We start from the raw sequence: 21,861 nt of genomic DNA on the forward strand, positions 1-21,861 counted from the left end.
AAGAAATACTGATATATCTATGATTTCATTATAATGTGATATCGTACTTAAAATGAAAAAGTAATAAACAATTTTTATTTAATAAAGTTAGAATGCTAAGTTTAGAATATTTAATTGTTGGTTATATGTATCCTATTATATCTCGAGATAATACCCAGTCAAAAAGAGAATGCTATGCATTTTCTATCAATGAATTTGATAAATTGGTTAGTAAATTTATCCCTAAGCATGAACAACTTCGGTGGAATAGTTTAAAGGATAAGTTAGAATTTATTGCAAACTACTATGCAACTGTAGATGATTTGGCATATTTAGGTAGAGTTGCTGTAGCCTTGTCAGGTAGCGCAGCTCCTATTGCAGTTGAGAAGTATGGTGGTTTTAATCATATTGTAATTAAAGGAACACCTAGTTTACAAAGAAAAGTTATGGCTTTGTCTGGTAAGATTTCGCCACCGATGGCCGTAAGTTTTGCTATAGGAAAAGAAAAGGCATTACAGACGGTTAAGCAAGGTGCAATTATTACTGTTATCTTTGTCACATCTTATAGAATAGCTGAGTATTTCTTTAAAGAGTCAAATAAAAGAGTATTGGCTAAATTATTCGGAGTTATAGCAAGTGACATTATTAAAGTGGGTTTGGCTGCTTTAGTTGCTAGTATAACATTAAAAACGATGGTTTCTGTAGGTGTTGTCGCTGCTGGTGGTTCAGCAGCTCTGTTTGTGGTTGTTTTTGTCGGTGTTGTTGCCAGCTTTGCAGCTAGTAAAATAGATGAAGAATTTAACCTCACAAAGAGGTTCCAAAAGGAAATTATGCTATTTTGGTCTCAAAAGGAAGAGGTGGAAAAATGGGAGATGAAAGATAAAATAAACCAATACCGAGCGATGCAGAGCTTTAAAAATAGTGGTTTTTCATTATGAAAAATGAAGAAATAGATTATAGCACATTTATTATAGGTTCAATTCTATTTCCTATATGTACATATTTTATGATTTATCTTCCGGTATCTGATTTGTTGGACTTTTTTGGAGCAATTTCATCCGATCAGGAAAGTTTATCCTTAGGTGGTCAGAATATTCAGTTATTTTCATCCGGTTTTTTATTTGCTTTGCTTTCTTATGTTTCTATTTATACTGTTTCTACTAAGAGAAAGCCAAATAAAGAAAAACTTAAAAAGCTTTTTAAATTATGTTTTGTTTTATTAGTTTCTAGTTTTTTGTTTTCTTATATGTTTAATGAGTGGCTGCTGTCTTATGCTGAAAGTCATGGATACCATTATTCTGAGGAACTTAGTTCTCGATGGTTCTTAAGTGAGTACTATGTTTTTGTAAAATGACTATGAAATACACTTTTACATTATACTCTACTTCAATTGTCTAGTTGTTGTGATGTCGATGCTAATGGCAACGAAACTTCTTTGGCAACAACATCAGCAATGGCTTCTGTCAGTGCTTTAACTCGTTTGCTGCGATATGTGCTGTGGCGCAAGCAGATATGTATTGGTCGAATTAACTGTCCTAGTTCTTCAAAGTCATAGCAGAATTTGGGTGTGATATTAAGTGTCTTCAGGATAGATTTAGGAATTAAAGCAGGAGCCATTCCGCCCAAAGCCAGTTGTGCTGCCGCAGTGTATGAATCCATTTCCATCAAAGGCTCAATTCCGTATTTTGACAAAATAGCCTGTTGGTAAGTGTTGGCAGGATTGGTTAAGTCATTGGTCAAAATGGCTTTGGGTAGTTGCGAAAGTGGGTATCTACTGACGATTGAAAAAGGTTCATCAGCGAGGTGAAGGCTCATTAATCCATGATGAGGCGGTAAATAACCAGCACAGAATCCCAGTGTCGCTTTACCTGATTTGACGTTCTCAATAATGCGTGGTGTATGATTGGTCGATATTCGTATGTATTGGTCATGGGCAAAGCGTTCTGCCATGATCACACTAAGGTATCCAGCGACTAAGGTTTCAGAGCAGTCTATCTTGATCAAAGAAGTATCTTCTATTTCTTGCTGATCATAGATCTGACCTCTTAACTCATTGAACGTTGGCTCGATCGTGTCGATGAGCGCATGGCCATCGGAGGTCAGCTTTATGTGCCGACCACTTGGCTCAATCAATTTTTTTCCTAACTTCTTCTCTAGATTCGAAATGCGCTTACTCACCGCAGATTGACTAATATAGAGTTGGCTGCCCGTACGGCTCATGGTTTTTTCTTTACTGAGGACAAGTAACGTCTCAATACCTTCAAGCAACATAATAATTAATGAAAGTTAGGAATGGTTGAAATAATTTAGCGAATTGTACAAGAATTGGCGAATCAAATGAGTATAAATGAGAGGAGCCGACACTCAGTCGACTCCATGACCGAATCATGTAATTTGTGTTTAACGATTAATTGCGAAAGTTGGCAGGGATAGATGCCAACGAATAGCACCGAGACGTATAATGAGCGTTGAGATTACACCAGCGAGTAAAGCCGTTGAGTGGTCATAACCCATGTTTACCGCCATCGTATGGAAGATGCCGCCAATAATACATGCCGTAGCGTAGACTTCGCTTCTTAATACCATAGGAACTTCGCGAGCCAGCACATCTCGTATAATGCCACCACCACAACCAGTAATGACTCCCATGATCACTGCGACCATCCCAGACGCGTTGTAAGCGAGGGCTTTCTCTACACCTATTCCTACAAATACTGCAAGGCCGATCGCATCACAAACGGGTAAGACCCACCATGAGAGTCGCTTGGGTCTTCGAATAACAAGCATGGTTAGTAGACACGTAACAAATATCACCCATAAGTACGTCGTATCTGTTATCCAAAATACAGGAGTGGCACCTAGCGCCATGTCTCGGATTGTTCCGCCACCAATAGCAGTCACACTGCCGAGAACGATAACGCCGAATGGATCCATTTTTAAACGGCCCGCCAGTAACACGCCAGAGATAGCGAAAACAGCGGTACCGAACAAATCGATCATATAAAGCAGCATGGAGTCCATGTTACTTAGTACCTTTATATAGTGTGAGAAAAAATGGGCGGAAATTGTACGGTATTTGCCACGAAATCGTTAGCGTTTTTGACGAACGCTTTTAAAGTGCTCACACACTTCTGTGATCGCATTTAGTGTGCGTGGGGTTGGGCGGTTAATCCAATCTGAGTTTAGAGACCAGATGTGTTTATTTCTAAGCGCGGGAAGCTCATTGCTCCACTCTGCCCACATACCATCATTACTCATTGCGTGACGAGAAGTAAAAATAACCTCTGGTTGGCGAGTGATGACCTGCTCGATGCTGACCTGAGGATAAGGCGCGCTGGATGCTGCGAAAATGTTTTCACCACCGCAAAAACTAAAGACTTCACTTGGCCAGTTCTTCCCGGCGACGGTGATGATAGGCTTTTCACTCAACTGATAAAAGTAACGAACTTTCTCGTGCGTGTTGTACTTCTCTTTTAGTGTATTCAGTTGCGTTCTAAAATCTTCAGCGGCCTTTTGTCCTATTTGCGGGGTTTCGCTGTATTGGCTTAGCTGCTCGATATTATTGGCGATATCTTCCAGTGAACCTGTAGTGGAATAATAGATAGGAATGCCGAACTGTTTAATTTTCTCCAGCTCTTTTGCCGGGTTTCCTGCCGGCCAAGCGATGACTAAATCCGGTTGAAGAGCAATAATGCGCTCTAATTTAATTCCTTGGTAATTAGAGACTCTTTCCAGCTGCTTTGCCCGCTCTGGATAATCACTCATTTCGCTGACAGCAACAAGCTTGTCTCCTAGCCCTGCCGCAAAGGCAATTTCAGTGGCATGCGGAGCTAAACTTACAATGCGTTGCGCTGGTGTTTGAGCGAAGGTCGCTGTCGAAACAAACAGCGTTAATGCGAAGCATAGTTTATTCATCATAATCCTTGATAAATCATTCCTAAAAGCAGACTTTGGATAGCTATCCAAACGAAGACTCGCCAAACGAGCAGCGTATGTATTTGTGAAAGGTGAATAGCTGATGGGGCGATTCGTCCACCGATTTTTGCGCGTTCCGCACGTATACCTTGATAGATAGCAGGGCCGCATAAAGAGAGTTGTAGTTTGTGTCCGATGGTACACAACACCCAGGCAGGCCCGGGTAGTAGCCAAGAGTTAGCTTGTTGCTGTACACCAGAAAGCACATTGCTTACGTTCTTTCCTACAGCTAAAAGTATGGCAAAGAGACGAAGTGGAATAATATCCAGAGCGGCAACCAGCTGAACGGCAGGTTTACCAAAGGGCAAATATTGGCGTCGGCTAGGGGACCAAACTCGAGCTAACTCTGTGGTTAGTCGATACATTAACGCACCAATACCACCTGCTAGTGCGTACCAAAATAACACACCGATTACGTTGCGGCTGTATCCCATAATCACAGCTTCTGAGCTTGCTTTACCTATGCCGATGATCGAGAGGCTGTCAGTATCGCGATTAAGATATGGTCTCAGTAATTGTCGGCACTGGGCTTTGTCTTCTCTCGACATACTTGTGACGAGTTGTTTTGTTAAGGCTTCGCTGTTGCGCCAGTCCAAAGCAATGATCAATAGCACTAATTCGTATAAAGGCACTTGCCAAACAAATGGCTCCACTGCAATCAGCAAGATCAAGCAAGGCAATAGCATCAAGCCCAATGCAAGACTGCCGGAGGTCAGGCTCTGTGAGTAACTGTGATTATTGTTCACTTTGTTGGCGAGCTGCTCAGCTAACTTTCGCCATAAAGTGATGGGATGCGATGAACGGGAGATTGGTAAAAGAAGGTGAAAGAGCAGTGCGCCCCACATAATAAGGAGCGCACCGTTGGCATAAAATAACTGAAAAACTTCTTCCATGAATGAGTCGTTTACTTAATGAGTTCCAGCATTTTGAATACCATTTCAGAAGAGCTTTTTGCTGCTAGCGGTAGGAACTCATCAAAGCTCATTGGTGACTCTTTATCAGCGACATCAGAGATTGCACGCACAACAACAAACGGCGTGTTGAATTGGTGACAAGTTTGAGCGATAGCAGATGCTTCCATTTCTACCGCGATAACGGATGGGAAGTGCTTACGAATAAACTCTTGGCGTTCAGCGGTGCAAACAAATGCATCACCAGTACAGATCAGGCCGCGAACTGCATGAGTGTTTTCCATTTGCGCTAGTGCCTTTTCTGCTAAATCCATTAGCTTTTCATCCGCTTTGAATGCAGCAGGCTGGCCAGCCATTTGGCCAATTTCATAACCAAAAGCGGTCACGTCTGCATCGTGATGACGAACTTCTGTTGAGATAACAACATCACCTAGATTTAGGCTTGAATCGAAGCCACCAGCAGAGCCTGTGTTAATCACAACATCTGGCTGGTATTCATCAAGAAGAATGGTAGTGCCTACTGCAGCTGCAACTTTACCGATACCTGATTGTAGTACGACTACTTCTACATCATTAATTTGACCAGAGAAAAACGTACAACCTGCTTTATTTACGGTTTTGCAGTTTGTGATTGCTTCTTTCAGGATGGTCACTTCTTGTTCCATCGCACCGATGATACCAACTTTCATAACACTCTCTTTCGGTAAATATTTTAGTTGGCCGAGAGTATAGCACTCCCCGTGAGCAGTTTTCTATTTGATGAGCTTAGCTTGAGTGAGCTTTTCTCGTAATTGTTCGGCGCGCTTTCTGTTTACGCCAAAGTCAGAATAGCCCACACGTGACTCTGAGCGAACAATCAGTTTGTCTCCTGCTACTTTTAATTCGAGGTCATCCACGAAGCGCATGATTTTAGATGTGCATTCTATCCGAAGGTAATCGCCCTCTTTTACCGCGGTTTTTGCGCCAGGAAGTTGAAGCGCAGCTTGCTCAATGGCATCTAACGTTGCGGATTCAGTGAGCAAAAAAGGTGCTAATTGAAACTTGTCTCTTGAGTCCTGAGTTGAAACGCAATTTGGTTTGTCACCACAAGGTGATTGAGAACGATCTGGCATACTGGTGACTCCTTGGCAGCAGGCTGTAAGGCTGAGTAAAGTGATGGAAAGGAGAGCGGCTTTTTTCATTGTATTTACTCTTATAATTTTGTTTCTAATTATATGGATACAAAAGAAAAAGGATCCAATAATAGGATCCTTTTTGTGATGTTAGCTGTGATTAGACTTCTAGGTAATCAAGAATGCCTTCTGCCGCTTTTCGCCCTTCATCAATGGCGGTTACGACGAGGTCTGAGCCACGGACCGCATCACCGCCAGCGAAGATTTTCGCATTGCTGGTTTGGTACATGAACGCTTGCTCAACAGGTGCCTTGATACGTCCCCATTGATCTAAATCGACACCATACGGTTCTAACCAGTCCATTTTGTGTGGCTGGAAACCAAATGCCATGATCACGGCATCTGCAGGCAATACATGTTCACTGCCTTCCACTGGTTCTGGTCTGCGACGACCTGCATCATCGGGCTCACCTAAAGCGGTTTTTACCACTTTAACGCCCGATACGTTACCTGAAGCGTCGACCTCCACACCGAGTGGTTGCAGGTTAAACATAAACTTCACGCCTTCCTCTTTAGCGTTTTTTACTTCTCGACGTGAACCTGGCATGTTGGCTTCGTCACGACGATAAGCACAAATCACATTGGAGGCTCCTTGGCGAATAGAGGTTCGTACACAGTCCATTGCGGTATCGCCACCACCAAGCACGACCACTTTCTTTCCTGCCATGTCGATAAAAGGTTGGTTGTTCTCAAGCTCCATGACTTTGTAGGTATTCGAAATTAAAAATGGCAGCGCGTCATACACACCCGGCGCATCCTCATTTTCTAGTCCTGCACGCATGTATTTATAGGTGCCAACGCCTAAGAAAATGGCATCGTACTCATCGATTAGATCTTGCATTTGTACATCTTTACCGACTTCCACGTTCATGCGGAACTCGACGCCCATTTCAGTGAACACACGGCGACGATTTTCCATTACCCCTTTTTCAAGCTTGAACGAAGGGATACCGAAAGTCAGTAGTCCGCCGATTTCTGGGTAGCGGTCAAACACGACTGGCTTAACGCCATTGCGCACTAGGATATCAGCGGCTGCCAAGCCTGCTGGGCCAGCTCCAATGATTGCGACTTTTTTATCGGTCCACTCCACCTTGGACATATCTGGCTTCCAGCCCATTTCAAAGGCTTTGTCGGTAATGTACTTTTCTATATTACCGATGGTGACGGCACCAAAGTCATCATTAAGCGTGCATGAACCTTCACATAGACGGTCTTGAGGACAAACGCGTCCACATACTTCAGGTAAACTATTGGTTTGATGCGATAGCTCAACAGCTTCAAGAATACGTCCCTCATTTGCCAGTTTTAGCCATTGAGGGATGTAGTTGTGTACTGGGCACTTCCATTCACAATATGGGTTACCGCAATCTAAACAGCGGTCTGCTTGCGCAGTGGCTTGTTGCTTAGTAAACGGCTCGTAGATTTCAACGAACTCGATCTTACGAACTTTGATCGGCTTCTTCGCAGGATCTACGCGTTGAACATCGATAAATTGATAAACGTTCTGACTCATGATTCAAACATCCTCCATGATTACTGGGCTTGAACGCGCAGCTCAGCGGCACTGCGGCTCTGGTGACCAAGTAGCGTGCGAAGATCTGCCGCTTGTGGTTTCACCAAATAGAACTTTGGAATCCATTCATCAAAGTTCGCCAAAATATTTTCTGCGTGGCTCGACCCTGTTTCTTCAAGGTGTTCCGCAATCAGGCCGCGCAAATGCTCTTGGTGGATGTATAGATCGGACAATGAAATGGCTTCGACAGATTCAGTATTGACTCGACCTTCAAAGCTTTGGTTTTCATCCAGAACATAGGCAAAGCCTCCGGTCATACCTGCACCAAAGTTCACGCCTGTTGCACCTAGAATGGCAACAATACCGCCTGTCATGTACTCACAAGCGTTATCTCCCGCACCTTCAATGACGGCAATCGTACCTGAGTTACGTACCCCAAAACGCTCACCCGCTTTACCTGCCGCGAACAGTTTACCGCCCGTTGCGCCGTACAAACACGTGTTACCAATAATGGTGGCTTCATGACACTTGAACGCTGTACCTAAGTGAGGTTTAATGGCGATCTTGCCGCCTGCCATGCCTTTCCCTACGTAGTCATTCGCATCACCTGTGAGGTAAAGCTCTACGCCACCCGCATTCCAAACGCCAAACGACTGGCCGGCAGTGCCGTCAAGATAGATTTTGATAGGGGAAGCCGCCAATCCTTGGTTGCCATAGCGCTTCGCTATTTCGCCAGATAAGCGAGCACCCACAGAACGATCAGTGTTGATGACATTGTAGAAGAAACTTGCTGATTGGTTGTTTTCTACCGCATGCATGGCATCATCAATGATCTTTTGATTGAGCTCAGCTTTATCAAACGGTTTGTTTGGCTCTGTCCAAAACAGCGGATGACCTTCAGGCGAGACGGGAGCTTCTAGAATGTTGGATAGATCCAATTTGGTTTGCTTCGCGGTAAAGCCTTCTACTGCTTCAAGTAAATCGGTACGACCAATCAAGTCCGTCAGTTTTTCAACTCCTAGCTCAGAAAGCAGCTCGCGCACTTCTTCTGCCAGTCCGGTGAAGTAGTTCATCACCATTTCAGGTAAGCCTTTGAAGTACTCTTTACGCAGCGTTTCGTCTTGAGTCGCAACCCCTGTTGCACAGTTATTGAGGTGACAAATTCGCAGGAACTTACAACCCATAGCAACCATTGGCGCGGTACCAAATCCGAAGCTTTCCGCACCAAGAATCGCGGCCTTAACCACGTCTAGACCAGTCTTTAGACCACCGTCTACCTGTAGGCGGATCTTATGACGCAGACCATTAGCAACCAGTGCTTGTTGCGTCTCTGCTAGACCTAATTCCCATGGACTACCTGCGTATTTTACCGAAGTTAATGGGCTTGCTGCAGTACCACCGTCGTAACCCGAGATGGTAATAAGATCAGCGTAAGCCTTTGCTACGCCCGTTGCGATGGTGCCGACACCTGGCTCGGAGACGAGTTTTACCGAAACCAGCGCATTCGGGTTGACTTGTTTAAGGTCGAAGATCAGCTGGGCCAAATCTTCAATAGAATAAATATCGTGGTGTGGAGGAGGAGAGATTAACGTCACCCCTTGCACGGAGTAACGTAGCTTGGCGATTTCTGCGGTGACTTTGTGTCCCGGTAGCTGACCACCTTCACCCGGTTTAGCTCCTTGCGCTACCTTGATTTGTAGTACATCCGCATTAGTAAGGTAATGAGGCGTGACACCAAATCGGCCTGAAGCAATTTGCTTGATGCGCGAGTTACGTTCAGTGCCGAAACGGCGAGGATCTTCACCACCTTCACCGGAGTTTGAATAGCCACCAAGACGGTTCATCGCAGTCGCGAGTGCTTCATGCGCTTCAGGGCTAAGTGCGCCAATGGACATGGCCGCAGAGTCGAAGCGTTTGAACAGTTCAGTGCGTGGTTCTATTTGCTCTAGTGGCAGCGGTGAGTCTGATTTTTTCAGCGACATTAAGTCACGCAGCATGGCAACAGGGCGTTGGTTTACCTGCTTAGCAAAGCTCTGATAGTCGTTACTTTCGCCAGATTTAACGGCCTGTTGCAGCGTGCCGACAACATCCGGGTTGTAAGCATGATACTCACCTCCATGGACATACTTTAACAAGCCGCCATGATCAATCGATTTACGTTTCGCCCATGCTTTGCGAGATAAGTTTGTAAGATCTTGCTGGAAGTCGTCAAAATTTGCGCCTTCAATACGAGTTGTGACGCCTTTAAAACACTGGTCGACCACATCTTGGTTCAAGCCAACTGCTTCAAACAGTTGTGAGCAGCGGTAAGAGGCGATGGTTGAGATCCCCATCTTTGACATGATTTTATACAGGCCCTTGTTGATGCCGTATTGGTAGTTCTGCATCACATCGCGATAGTCTTTCTCTAGTGCCTTATCATCAATCAGTTTACCTAACGCTTCATAAGCAAGGTATGGGTAAACTGCAGTCGCACCAAAGCCAAGCAAGACAGCAAATTGGTGTGGGTCACGTGCAGTTGCGGTTTCGACTACAATGTTGGCATCGCAACGTAAGTTCGCATCAATCAAACGAGTTTGAACGGCGCCGACTGCCATTGCCGCTGGAATTGGTAACTTGCCTTTGACCAAAGCGCGATCTGAAAGTACCACTAAAACCGTGCCTTCACGTACGACTTGCTCTGCTTGCTCACAGAGATCATTAATGGCTTGTTTAAGATCTTTCTCTTGTGGGTCGTAGTTGATATCTAGAATGGTATTACGGTAGTGATCGTCACCAAGCTCGAGCAGTTGCTGCATGTCTGAATAAAGCAGTACAGGCGAATCAAATGTTACGCGATGCGCGTGGCCATCGGTTTCACAGAAGACATTCATTTCCTTACCGATACTGGTCGCCAGTGACATCACGTGTTTTTCACGCAGTGGATCGATCGGTGGATTGGTGACCTGAGCGAACTTCTGGCGGAAGTAGTCAGTTACCAAGCGCTCTTTTGAGGAGAGCACTGCCATTGGAGTATCGTCACCCATAGAACCAACGGCTTCTTGGCCCATTTCTCCGAGTACACGCAGAACTTGGTCGACTTCTTCGTTCGTCATCGCGAATTGCTTTTGATAAGTCTTAAGTAAGTCTTCATCAAAGCTGCGCTCGCCTACTTGATCCTCAGGTAGCTGAGAAAATGGTGTGAGTTTGCGAACGTTGTTTTCCATCCATTCGCGATAAGGGTGACGAGATTTCAGATCATTATCGATCTCGCTAGACTGCCAAAGCTTACCTTTACGAGTGTCGATGACGAGCAATTCACCCGGACCTACACGCCCTTTTTCGGCAACTTCATCTGGGGCGTAATTCCAAATCCCTACCTCAGATGCCAGAGTGATCAACTTGTCTTTGGTAATTACATAACGTGCAGGACGCAGACCATTTCGGTCTAGATTACAAGCAGCATAACGACCATCGGACAGTACGATACCTGCTGGGCCATCCCATGGTTCCATGTGCTTGGAGTTGAAATCGTAAAACGCCCGCAGATCCGGATCCATATCTGGATGGTTTTGCCATGCAGGCGGCACAAGCATACGCATGGCGCGGAAGATATCCATGCCACCAGCTAAGAAGAGATCCAGCATATTATCCAAGCTAGAGGAGTCTGAACCTGTCTCGTTCACAAATGGTGCTGCAGTTTGAAGATCGGGCAGCAGTGGTGACGAGAACTTGTAAGCGCGCGCGCGCGCCCATTGGCGGTTACCTTCAATGGTGTTGATCTCACCGTTATGAGCAAGATAGCGGAACGGCTGAGCCAATGGCCAACGCGGTTGAGTATTGGTAGAAAAACGCTGGTGGAACAGACAGATAGCGGATTCCATGCGTAGATCAGCAAGATCAAGGTAGAAGCGAGGCAAGTCCGCAGGCATGCACAGGCCTTTGTACACCAAAACTTGAGTCGACAAGCTACAGATGTAGAAATCAGGATCTTCGGTGATTTGTTTCTCGATGCGACGGCGTGCGATGTAGAGACGGCGTTCAATGTCACGCTCTCGCCAACCAGCCGGTGCAGAGATAAAGACTTGCTGAATATTTGGAAGCGAGTTAGCCGCAATTGGACCGAGCACTTCTGAATTGGTTGGAACTTCACGCCAACCGGCCACTGTTAGCGTCTCTTGCGCAAGTTCTCTGTTGACGATGTCTTTAGCGAGTTGAGCTTTGACCGGATCTTGGTTGAAGAAAATCATCCCTACGGCGTATTGCTTGCCAAGGTTGAAACCATTTTCTTCGGCAATAAGACGTAAATAGGAATCGGGCTTTTGTAATAGAAGACCACAACCATCACCGGTTTTACCATCGGCGGCAATACCACCACGGTGGGTCATTCGGTCAAGTGCAGAAATTGCTGTACGAACCAGCTTGTGGCTTTGTTCGCCTTCCATATGCGCGATCAAGCCAAATCCACAGTTGTCTTTCTCAAGACTTGGATCATAAAGAGCCATTGCAATTCTCCCTTTGCTTATCCGTCATCCCGACAGATATATCAACACTGCTTACGTTGATAGTGATGACTGAATATGCGTCATCTTTATGGTTTTATGTATATTTATTCAATAAAAGCTGTGAAATATTTAACATTTTTTGAGTGTTTTATTTTCATCAACTTCACAAGCTATAGCTTATTGTAAAAAAGGTCAAGTTATTAGTGGATAATCACGTGAATATGCGATTTACCATTTAATAAGCTAAAATAGTTTAATGATTTCAAATAGATAGAAAATTGATTGTTACAAAAAAGTAACATTTGATTCTGTGGGAAATAAAAAAGACCAGCATAAAATGCTGGTCAAAATAGAAAGATTGGAAGGAATTGTTTTCTTTCTTTGCTAATAGCCATCGATATCGCTGATGGCTATTTATGGCATTGAAAGAGGGAAGCGTGAATACTTCCGTTAAGCAGAAAGCATCAGTGAATCTGCTTTTGCTTCTAGGTTTGTGCCATCCATTAGGTAGTCATCGATAGCACGAGCACATTCGCGACCTTCGTTGATACAACGAACCACCAAAGATTGGCCTGTTCGCATATCACCAGCAGCAAATACGCCTTCTTGGTTAGTAGCAAAACCTTGAGTTGCTACGTTACCGCGATCATCTAGCGCGATATCCAGTTGAGCAAGCACGCCTGTAGGTTCTGGGTGTAAGAAGCCCATTGCTAGGAATGCCATATCACATGGGAGCACTCGCTCGCTGCCTTCTACTTCTTTGAAACTTGGGCGCTCGCCTGGTTTTGCATCTTGCCAAACGATATCAGCAAGACGAAGGCCAGTGACTTCACCTTTGTCATTTCCGATGAACTCTTTGGTCAGGATGTTCCAGTGACGATCGACACCTTCTTCATGAGAGGTCGAAGTACGTAGGATCATTGGGTATTGAGGCCAAGGCATATTGGCTGGGCGCTTCTCTGGTGGAATCGGCATGATTTCCACTTGAGTTACGCTTGCTGCGCCGTGACGGTTTGACGTACCTACACAGTCTGAACCAGTATCACCACCACCGATAACCACAACATGTTTACCCGCAGCGTGAATTTCTTCTGTTTTCAGGTCCATGTTATTGGCGCGACGGTTGTTTTGACCTAGGAATTCCATTGCGAAGTGAACGCCTTTTAGTTCACGACCCGGAACGGGCAAATCACGTGGAACCGTTGAGCCACCGGTTAGTAGAACCACATCGAACTCTTGACGCAATTGCTGAGCATTTACATCAACACCGACGTGTTGGTTTACTTTAAACTCAATGCCAGCTTCTGCCATTAGATTGATCTTACGATCAATGACTTCCATGCTCAGTTTAAAGTCTGGGATACCAAAACGTAGCAGACCGCCCACTTTCTCGTCTCGCTCGAATACCGTCACAGTATGGCCTGCGCTGTTTAGCTGCTCAGCAGCCGCAAGACCAGCAGGTCCAGATCCAATGATCGCAACGGTTTTGCCAGTGCGAGAACGTGGCGTTTTTGGCTTGGCATACCCTTCACGATACGCCGTTTCTACGATGGTTTTCTCGATGTTACAGATGGTGATAGGGTCTTGGTTGATGCCAAGTACACAAGCACTTTCACATGGAGCTGGGCAAACACGACCAGTAAACTCAGGGAAGTTATTGGTTGAGCTTAGAATGTTCCATGCTTCTTCCCAGCTATCACGATAAACAGCATCGTTAAACTCTGGGATGATGTTACCGATAGGGCAGCCGTTATGACAAAACGGCACACCACAATCCATACAACGAGACGCTTGAGTATTGATCTTGTCACCAAATTCCTCGTTCAGAACGAACTCTTTGTTGTTCTTGATGCGTTCAGCTGGGTCGATCTTCTGTGGTAGTTCACGACCATGCTCTAAAAATCCAGTAGGCTTACCCATTATACGGCCTCCACTTGAGTTTCGTTTCCTTGAGACTGTGCTTCAGCTTTACGCTTTTGAAGCACCGCTTTGTAGTCACGCGGCATTACCTTAACCATAGAGGCTAGGCTTGCTTCAAAGTTGTCTAGGAAAGACTGAGCGACTTCACTTCCTGTGAATTGAACATGCTTAGTTAGCATGTCGAGTAATAGATCTCTGTCTTCTTGCTCGATTGGATCTAGGTCTACTAACTCTGGGTTCAGTTTTGACTCAAAGTCACCTGATTTATCCCATACGTAAGCCACGCCGCCACTCATACCTGCGGCAAAGTTACGACCTGTTGAACCAAGGATAATTGCTGCACCGCCCGTCATGTATTCACAACCGTGGTCACCGACGCCTTCTACTACTACTTTCGCACCTGAGTTACGAACACAGAAACGTTCACCAGCCATACCGCGAATGAAAGACTCACCCGAAGTAGCACCGTAGAAACACACGTTACCAACCACGATGTTGTCTTCCGCGACAATGCTTGATTTTGCGTCTGGGTAAAGTACTAACGTACCGCCAGATAAGCCTTTACCCCAGTAGTCGTTCGCGTCGCCTTCTACTTCGAACTTCACGCCCTTAGCTAGGAATGCGCCGAATGACTGACCCGCTGAACCTTTGAACTTCACGTTCATTGGTTGAGGTAGACCTTGGTCTTTGTACACTTTCGAGATTTCGTTCGACAACATGGTACCTGCAGAGCGGTCCGTGTTGACGATAGGGAACTCGGCATTCACCGCTTCGCCTTTCTCGAGTGCAGGAATCGCTGCTTGAATCAGCTTACGGTCTAGTACCGATTCAAGATTGTGGTTCTGTTGCGTTTGGTTATGGATACCGTCTGACTCACGTGGCTGTTCAACGTGTAGAACAGGAGACAGATCTAGGTTCTTGTATTTCCAGTGAGAAACGTCTTGGCGAACACGCAGTTTCTGGCCTTGACCGACCATCTCATCGATAGTGCGGAAGCCAAGTTCAGCCATGATTTCACGTAGACCTTGTGCCATGTATTGGAAGAAGGTTACGACGTCTTCTACGCGACCATCAAAGCGCTCGCGAAGCGTCTTGTTCTGAGTTGCGATACCAACAGGGCAGGTGTTCTTATGACACTTACGCATCATGATACAACCTTCAACCACCAAGGCTGCGGTTGCCACGCCCCATTCTTCTGCACCTAGTAGTGTTGCCACAGCAAGGTCACGAGGTGTCTTCATCTGACCGTCCGCTTGAACCACGATACGGTTACGTAGACCGTTCTTCAGTAGCGTTTGGTGCGTTTCTGCCAAGCCAAGTTCCCAAGGAAGACCAGTATGACGGATTGAAGACATTGGGGATGCACCAGTACCACCGTCGAAACCTGCGATTAGTACAACGTCCGCTTTCGCTTTCGCTACACCGGAAGCGATCGTACCTACGCCAGCTTCCGATACCAGCTTCACGTTTACACGGCCCGCGCGGTTCGCGTTCTTCAAATCGTAGATAAGCTGAGCCAAATCTTCGATTGAGTAGATATCGTGGTGTGGTGGCGGCGAGATAAGACCGACGCCCGGAGTTGAGTGACGTGTAGCACCGATCCAGTTATCTACTTTATCGCCTGGTAGCTGACCACCTTCACCTGGTTTCGCACCTTGAGCCATCTTGATTTGTAGCTCATCAGCGTTGGTTAGGTAGTAAGAGGTTACGCCGAAACGACCCGAAGCTACCTGCTTGATTGCAGAGCGTTCCCAATCGCCGTTCTCTTTGCGCTCGAAACGCATTGGGTCTTCACCACCTTCACCAGAGTTCGATTTTGCGCCAAGGCGGTTCATCGCAACAGCCAATGTGGAGTGTGCTTCGTAAGAAATAGAACCGAAAGACATAGCACCGGTCGCGAAGCGTTTCACGATGCTTTCAATTGGTTCGACTTCGTCGATAGAGATAGAACCAGCTGGGTTCTTAATGAATTCTAGCTGGCTACGTAGCGTTACCGCGTTGTCACCTTGTTTATCGACTGCTGTCGCGTACTGCTTGAACTGATCGTAGTTCTTGTTGCGTGTAGACTCTTGCAGTAGAGAAATGGTTTCTGGGTTGAATAGGTGCTTCTCGCCACGCTGTTTCCATTGGTACACACCACCCACATCCAGCATTTGAATTGGGATTTCGCGTTGTGGGTAACCGATGCGGTGACGAACGAGCACTTCTTTAGCAATATCGTCAAGGGTGAGACCTTGGATACGAGAAACTGTACCTGTGAAGTACTTGTCTACCACTGACTTATGAATACCTAAGGCTTCGAAGATTTGCGCACCGTGGTACGACTGCAGGGTTGAGATACCCATCTTCGAGAAGATCTTCAGAAGACCGCCATTGATCGCTTTACGGTAGTTGTTGAACAGATCACGAGGGTTCGCTTCTGGATCCAGCTTCTTCGTGCGTTGTAGTTCAATGATAGTTTCGATAACTAGGTAAGGGTTAACCGCATTTGCACCATAGCCAATAAGGGTTGCAAAGTGGTGCGTTTCACGCGCGTCACCGGTTTCAACCACAATGTCACACTTCGCACGTAGACCTTTGCGGATCAAGTGGTGATGCACTGCACCAACTGCCAGCATTGCTGGGATCGCCGCGTGGTTTGAGTTCACTGCGCGGTCAGTTAGCAGGATGATTGAGTAACCATCAATAACCGCGTCTTCTGCGTATTGGCAGATACGTTTTAGTGCGCGCTCAAGCTTGCCTTGGTCTTCACTGGCTTGGAATACGATATCCAGTGTCTTCGCCTGAAGATGCTCGTTGTCAATAGCACGCAGTTTCTCAAGCTCAGAGTTCGCAAGAACAGGCGATTCCAATTCGACTTTCTGACAGTGAAGTGGTGTTTCAGTCAGAAGGTTTTGGTCTTTACCCAAGTAAGTGTTCAGCGACATCACCATACGCTCACGGATCGGATCGATCGGTGGGTTAGTTACCTGTGCAAACAGCTGCTTGAAGTAGTTTGAAAGATGTTGCGACTGATGAGATAGCACTGCAAGAGGCCAGTCGGCACCCATTGCTGATAATGGCTCTTTACCTTCATTTGCCATTGGAACGATGATTTCGTTCACTTCTTCAGTACTTACGCCAAACGCTTGTTGGCGGTGTAGAAGATGTTCTGGCTTAGGTTGGCTGAATTGGTTGCTCGCATCTGGCAGCTTCTTCAAGCTTAGTAGGTTTTCTTCTACCCACTTTTCGTAAGGCTGTGCCGTTGCGATGGTGTCTTTCACTTCTTCATCAGAGATGATGCGACCTTGCTCTAAGTCTGCAACGAAGATGCGACCTGGTTGTAGACGACCGCGGAACTCAACGTTCTCTGGCTCAATATCCACAACACCAGATTCTGATGCCATTACTAGGAAGTTATCTTTGGTCACTGTGTAGCGAGAAGGGCGCAGACCGTTACGGTCGAGTGTCGCACCAACTTGAACACCATCAGTAAAACATACTGAAGCCGGACCATCCCATGGTTCCATGATGTTCGCGTGGTACTGATAGAACGCGCGACGCTTAGGATCCATGTTTTTGTTTTCTTGCCATGCTTCCGGGATCATCATCATCAATGCGTGCGGCAGGCTACGACCAGAAAGAACTAGGAGCTCAAGTGCCATGTCAAAGTTAGATGAATCCGAACTGCCTTCCTGACAAATAGGAAGCAACATGTCGATTTCAGCTTGGGTAAATAGATCGGATTCAATGATCGCCTCACGGGCTTTCATCCAGTTCAAGTTACCGCGAACGGTGTTGATTTCGCCGTTGTGGGCAATGTAACGGAAAGGCTGTGCAAGACGCCATTTCGGGAAGGTGTTGGTAGAGAAGCGAGAGTGTACCAGTGCCAGTGCGGTCACCATGGTCGGGTTTTGCAGATCAAGGAAGTACTGAGGTACTTGCTCGGTCGTTAACTGACCTTTGTACACCAATGTCTTGTAAGACATAGAGTTAATATAGAAGTCATCACCAATGTTCGAAACGCTTTCTAGGCAAACACGTACAGTGTAGTTACGAAGTACGTACAGTTTGCGCTCTAGCTCTTCAGGTGTAATACCTGGACCACCAGAGATAAACACATGCTCAAACTGAGGCTCTGTGCTTAGCGGGTCGGCACCGATCATTGAGTTATCGGTTGGCAATACGCGGTAGCCAATAACTTCAAGGTCTAGACGCTGAGCGTTGCGTTCTAGAATGTCACGGCATTGCTCGCGTTTGTATTCGTCTTTCGGGAAAAGTACGACACCCACACCATACTTTTCAAATGAAGGTAGTTTAATGCCGAGCTTAACGGCCTCTTCTAATAGGAATTCATGAGGTTTTTGTAGCAAGATACCCGCACCATCACCGCTGCATGGATCACAACCTTGACCACCACGGTGCTCCATGCGAGCTAGCATATCCAATGCTTGAGTCACTACTTCATGAGATTTACGGTTTTTAAGGTGAGCAACAAAACCGATACCACACGCGTCATGCTCCAATTCAGGAGTATATAGACCCTGTGGATTTTGCTCTCTATCTACCATAGATACATCCTTCCAGTTCAATGTCGACGCAAAAGCACCAGGCAGGCAAATGCCACCTAGACCATTGATTACGTCTTGTCCTTTATATTTATTATCGCCACCGATCTAGGTTGACCGATCTTGATTCCTTTCCGTATCTCGCAGGAAAAGTTTTGCGAGAAAAACAATCCTTGGTGGTATCCCTTTATTTATTGCCACTATTTAGTGATTTATATAGGTAGGAGTGGGATAACACCGACAAATCCCGCAGTGTACTTTGTAATAAAAGTCACAAAAATAACGGGGTTGTGTAAGTATCCTACAATTTTGTCACTTCAGAATGCAATGAAAAAGTCGACGTTGTGACCCAATTTTTCGTTTAATTATGCATTTTTAGTTTAACATTTACGCAACATGAACGTTTTTTATCTGTATTTATGCAGGTTTATTGATTTTGAGCCGTATGATGTTTGTTTGAATTGACTAGTATTGTGTGTTTTTTCTTGCAGGGATGTAATTTATTTACACAGATCGTAGTGAGATTGATTACGGTTCATTGTTGGTGAGAATTTATGCAGTTACATGAGTTGGTCAATACAATCGGCCAAGATCTTCAGCGTCGATACGGTGAAAAAGTCCATAAACTAACGTTGCACGGTGGATTTAGTTGCCCTAACCGAGATGGCACTATTGGTCGGGGAGGATGTACTTTTTGTAATGTGGCTTCGTTTGCGGATGAAGAAGTACAGATAAAGAGTATTCACGATCAGTTGAAAGATCGTGCGGGCGAAATTCATCGAGCGAAGAAGTATCTCGCTTATTTTCAGGCTTACACCAGTACTTATGCGGAAGTGCAAGTGCTGAAAAATATGTATGAAGAAGCACTAAAAGCGGCTGATATTGTGGGATTGTGTGTCGGGACTCGTCCAGATTGCGTGCCTGATGCCGTATTAGATTTGCTGTCTGACTATGTACAGCAAGGTTATGAAATTTGGCTAGAGTTAGGACTTCAAACCGCTAATAACGACACCCTTAAGCGCATCAATCGCGGTCATGATTTCGAATGTTATGCCGAAATCACTAAGCGCGCGCGAACACTCGGAATCAAGGTTTGTACTCATTTAATTGTTGGATTACCGAAAGAAAGCCGCGACGATAATATTGAGACGCTGCAAAAAGTGTTAGCCGTGGGCACGGATGGCATTAAGTTACATGGCTTGCATATTGTGGAAGGCAGCACCATGGCGAAAGCGTGGCGTGCAGGACGGTTAGAGGCGCCAGAGCTAGAAGAATATGTCGCAATTGCCAGTGAGATGATTCGTATGACGCCACCGGACGTGATTTACCATCGCGTTTCATCAGCAGCTCGTAGACCTACCTTATTATCGCCACTGTGGTGTGAAAATCGCTGGCTGGCGATGACTGAAATTGGTCGAGCCCTCAGTGAACATGGTGCTCAAGGAAGCCTAACGGGAAACGCTTTTATCTATACTAAACCGGAATTAATAGCAGATCGCTCAATAAATAACTGATATATTTTAACCAGTTTTCTTTAAAGGTTTAAACGATGGATCAGTTACTCAATTGGCTTTGGGATGGTCAAGGCGGTTATGGCTATGTCGTCTTGTTATTAATTGCTAGCGTGTGCGCGTTAGCACTGATCTATTTGCACTTTCAAACATCACTTAAGCAACTCGTAACGGATTCACCCTATCCAGTCATAGTGCTGGATAGTGGCCATGCTCAGATCTTGTTATCTAACCAAGCTGCGATGCAGTTATTAGGTATTCGCTCTTTAGGTACGGGATATTTGTATCCCGCTTTATTCGATATTCGTGAGCTTGAGTCGTTTCTCGACAGTGTCTCTAGTCGTCATTTTAGCCAGCAGGTATTTGATTGGCGCTTATCTGAAAGCGAATCTATCAAGGTGGAGTTGTCAGGAAGAAAGAGTTTGCTGCGCAATCACCGTGTTTGGATCATCTACGCGCAGCCATATCAAGCCACTCATCAAGAGCAGCAACAAGAGCTTGCGCAATTAACGATTGCTCGTTCGGCACTAGACTCACTCTCTGAGTTAATTTGTACCCAAGATCGCCAAGGGAATTTATTAACGACGAACCGAGCATTTGATCAATTTTGGGAAGGGCGAAGGGAAGAAGCCTGCGCATCAAAGGTTTCCATGGGTGAGGCTAGCAGAAAGAGTGAGCGCAAGTGGACGACGGATCCACAAGGTCGCAGTTGCTTATTGGAAGTGAATCAAAATTCCCTTGTGTCACCGAGTGGTGAGCTGATCGGTACATTATCCATTAGTCATGATGTGACCGAGTGGCACAAAATGCAGCAGAACCTGAGAGATGAAATGGAGCGCCGTAAAGATACAGAAGTTGCGTTGGCGCAAAGGGATACCATCTTACAGACTATTCTTGACGCTAGCCCTGACTCTATCGGTATCTTCAATGAGAATATGGTCTATCAAGCGTGTAATAAACCGTTCGTTAATGCATTAGGTATTTCAGACGTGTCTGATTTGATTGGTAAGCGCCTTCAAGATGTCATTCCTGAAGAGATGTACGCTCGCTTAGCTGCTAGTGATTTAGATGCATTGCGTCAGTCAGAACCTGTCCGATACATAGATAAAGTCGTTAGCAGTGATGGCAAAAGTACGTGGTTTGATGTGGTGAAATCGCCCTTTAAAGATAAAGCTTCAGGAACGAATGGTGTGTTGATCATGGCGCGTGATATTTCTGAACGTTACCTTGCCGAACAAAAGTTGGAGAGAGCCAATTTAGAGTTAGAAAAGTTGAGCTTTATGGATAGCTTAACTCAGGTATCGAACCGACGCCGCTTCGATGAACAACTGCAGGTACTATGGTACCACCATGCCCGCGAAAAGCTGCCGCTCACTATCATGTTGTGTGACATCGACTTTTTCAAAGATTACAACGACTGTTACGGCCATCAGCAAGGTGATGAAGCATTGGTCAGTGTTGCTACCGTATTCACAAAAGTCATCAATCGCTCTTCGGATTGTGTTGCGCGTTATGGTGGTGAGGAGTTTGGTTTTATCCTGCCGAATACCACAACGGAAGGTGCGAGCAATGTAGCGCAGCGTATTCATGAAAAAATTCGACAACTCGATATGGAGCACGACAGCTCAGAAGCATCGGAACGTCTCACGGTCAGTATCGGTCTTGTCTCTTATATTCCTCAACATGGTGATGAACCGGAAATGGGTATTGCCATGGCTGACAGTGCGCTATACCAAGCCAAAGCGGATGGACGTAATCGCACCTGTATTCACCCAAGTTCTTGCTAACGCTTTGTGACCGCTTGCTCTAAGTTGATAGCTGATTGTTTAAATCGCCGTATCAAACACGT

Annotated in this window: 14 protein-coding genes; 4 read left to right on the forward strand and 10 right to left on the reverse strand. The window is 45.6% G+C overall.

The annotated features are described in order from the left end of the window. Positions 1 to 92 precede the first annotated feature (92 nt). Both MTR11_RS02995 and MTR11_RS03000 read left to right on the forward strand, forming a co-directional pair. Positions 93 to 917, forward strand: coding sequence for a hypothetical protein (locus MTR11_RS02995; RefSeq protein WP_046873989.1), 825 nt, complete (start codon positions 93 to 95; stop codon positions 915 to 917). Beyond that, a complete protein-coding gene (locus MTR11_RS03000) occupies positions 914 to 1,333 on the forward strand; it encodes a hypothetical protein (protein WP_046873988.1) in 420 nt (139 codons plus the stop codon). The genes MTR11_RS02995 and MTR11_RS03000 overlap by 4 nt, the downstream gene beginning before the upstream one ends. Positions 1,334 to 1,365: 32 nt before the next feature. On the opposite strand, the gene MTR11_RS03005 is transcribed toward MTR11_RS03000, so the two are convergent. The 10 genes from MTR11_RS03005 to gltB (MTR11_RS03050) form a co-directional block, all read right to left on the reverse strand. Further along, positions 1,366 to 2,250, reverse strand: coding sequence for a LysR family transcriptional regulator (locus tag MTR11_RS03005; protein ID WP_243326994.1), 885 nt, complete (start codon positions 2,248 to 2,250; stop codon positions 1,366 to 1,368). 129 nt (positions 2,251 to 2,379) lie between these two features. Further along, on the reverse strand, positions 2,380 to 3,000 hold the full coding sequence (locus MTR11_RS03010) for a TRIC cation channel family protein (RefSeq protein ID WP_005387377.1): 621 nt from the start codon (positions 2,998 to 3,000) through the stop codon (positions 2,380 to 2,382). A 69-nt stretch (positions 3,001 to 3,069) separates the two neighbouring features. Beyond that, on the reverse strand, positions 3,070 to 3,894 hold the full coding sequence (btuF, locus tag MTR11_RS03015) for a vitamin B12 ABC transporter substrate-binding protein BtuF (protein ID WP_243327351.1): 825 nt from the start codon (positions 3,892 to 3,894) through the stop codon (positions 3,070 to 3,072). After that, on the reverse strand, positions 3,894 to 4,847 hold the full coding sequence (locus tag MTR11_RS03020) for a cobalamin biosynthesis family protein (protein WP_243326995.1): 954 nt from the start codon (positions 4,845 to 4,847) through the stop codon (positions 3,894 to 3,896). Before MTR11_RS03020 ends, btuF begins: the two co-directional genes overlap by 1 nt. Before the next feature lie 11 nt (positions 4,848 to 4,858). Next, positions 4,859 to 5,554, reverse strand: a complete 696-nt coding sequence (mtnN, locus tag MTR11_RS03025) for a 5'-methylthioadenosine/S-adenosylhomocysteine nucleosidase (protein ID WP_005396324.1) — start codon at positions 5,552 to 5,554, stop codon at positions 4,859 to 4,861. 63 nt (positions 5,555 to 5,617) lie between these two features. Next, positions 5,618 to 6,046, reverse strand: a complete 429-nt coding sequence (locus MTR11_RS03030) for a DUF1499 domain-containing protein (protein ID WP_243326996.1) — start codon at positions 6,044 to 6,046, stop codon at positions 5,618 to 5,620. Positions 6,047 to 6,137: 91 nt separating this feature from the next. After that, positions 6,138 to 7,550 (reverse strand): FAD-dependent oxidoreductase, encoded by a 1,413-nt coding sequence (locus tag MTR11_RS03035; protein ID WP_005396322.1) that lies wholly within the window; start codon positions 7,548 to 7,550, stop codon positions 6,138 to 6,140. A 20-nt stretch (positions 7,551 to 7,570) separates the two neighbouring features. Beyond that, entirely contained in the window at positions 7,571 to 12,034 is a 4,464-nt protein-coding gene (gltB, locus tag MTR11_RS03040) for a glutamate synthase large subunit (RefSeq protein WP_243326997.1), read from the reverse strand. Between the two features lie 450 nt (positions 12,035 to 12,484). Continuing rightward, positions 12,485 to 13,954, reverse strand: coding sequence for a glutamate synthase subunit beta (locus tag MTR11_RS03045; RefSeq protein ID WP_243326998.1), 1,470 nt, complete (start codon positions 13,952 to 13,954; stop codon positions 12,485 to 12,487). Further along, positions 13,954 to 18,504 carry a glutamate synthase large subunit gene (gltB, locus tag MTR11_RS03050; protein ID WP_243326999.1) on the reverse strand — a complete coding sequence of 1,517 codons (4,551 nt, stop codon included), beginning with the start codon at positions 18,502 to 18,504 and terminating at the stop codon, positions 13,954 to 13,956. The genes MTR11_RS03045 and gltB (MTR11_RS03050) overlap by 1 nt, the downstream gene beginning before the upstream one ends. Before the next feature lie 551 nt (positions 18,505 to 19,055). On the opposite strand from gltB (MTR11_RS03050), the gene MTR11_RS03055 reads away from it, so the two are divergent. Next, positions 19,056 to 20,015 (forward strand): TIGR01212 family radical SAM protein, encoded by a 960-nt coding sequence (locus tag MTR11_RS03055; RefSeq protein ID WP_134647764.1) that lies wholly within the window; start codon positions 19,056 to 19,058, stop codon positions 20,013 to 20,015. 35 nt (positions 20,016 to 20,050) lie between these two features. Beyond that, positions 20,051 to 21,799: a diguanylate cyclase domain-containing protein gene (locus MTR11_RS03060; protein WP_243327000.1), complete on the forward strand. Its 1,749-nt coding sequence runs from the start codon at positions 20,051 to 20,053 to the stop codon at positions 21,797 to 21,799. Positions 21,800 to 21,861: the final 62 nt, after the last annotated feature.

The organism is Vibrio sp. CCB-PB317, from assembly GCF_022808245.1.
GTDB lineage: Bacteria > Pseudomonadota > Gammaproteobacteria > Enterobacterales > Vibrionaceae > Vibrio > Vibrio diabolicus.

Excerpts from the sequence above, each read along its gene's own strand:
- MTR11_RS03030 (WP_243326996.1), bottom strand. The coding sequence starts at position 6,046 with ATGAAAAAAGCCGCTCTCCTTTCCATCACTTTACTCAGCCTTACAGCC.
- MTR11_RS03045 (WP_243326998.1), bottom strand. The coding sequence starts at position 13,954 with ATGGGTAAGCCTACTGGATTTTTAGAGCATGGTCGTGAACTACCACAG.
- btuF (WP_243327351.1), bottom strand. The coding sequence starts at position 3,894 with ATGAATAAACTATGCTTCGCATTAACGCTGTTTGTTTCGACAGCGACC.
- MTR11_RS03035 (WP_005396322.1), bottom strand. The coding sequence starts at position 7,550 with ATGAGTCAGAACGTTTATCAATTTATCGATGTTCAACGCGTAGATCCT.
- gltB (WP_243326997.1), bottom strand. The coding sequence starts at position 12,034 with ATGGCTCTTTATGATCCAAGTCTTGAGAAAGACAACTGTGGATTTGGC.
- MTR11_RS03010 (WP_005387377.1), bottom strand. The coding sequence starts at position 3,000 with ATGGACTCCATGCTGCTTTATATGATCGATTTGTTCGGTACCGCTGTT.
- MTR11_RS03020 (WP_243326995.1), bottom strand. The coding sequence starts at position 4,847 with ATGGAAGAAGTTTTTCAGTTATTTTATGCCAACGGTGCGCTCCTTATT.
- MTR11_RS03005 (WP_243326994.1), bottom strand. The coding sequence starts at position 2,250 with ATGTTGCTTGAAGGTATTGAGACGTTACTTGTCCTCAGTAAAGAAAAA.
- MTR11_RS03055 (WP_134647764.1), top strand. The coding sequence starts at position 19,056 with ATGCAGTTACATGAGTTGGTCAATACAATCGGCCAAGATCTTCAGCGT.
- MTR11_RS02995 (WP_046873989.1), top strand. The coding sequence starts at position 93 with ATGCTAAGTTTAGAATATTTAATTGTTGGTTATATGTATCCTATTATA.
- mtnN (WP_005396324.1), bottom strand. The coding sequence starts at position 5,554 with ATGAAAGTTGGTATCATCGGTGCGATGGAACAAGAAGTGACCATCCTG.
- gltB (WP_243326999.1), bottom strand. The coding sequence starts at position 18,504 with ATGGTAGATAGAGAGCAAAATCCACAGGGTCTATATACTCCTGAATTG.
- MTR11_RS03060 (WP_243327000.1), top strand. The coding sequence starts at position 20,051 with ATGGATCAGTTACTCAATTGGCTTTGGGATGGTCAAGGCGGTTATGGC.
- MTR11_RS03000 (WP_046873988.1), top strand. The coding sequence starts at position 914 with ATGAAAAATGAAGAAATAGATTATAGCACATTTATTATAGGTTCAATT.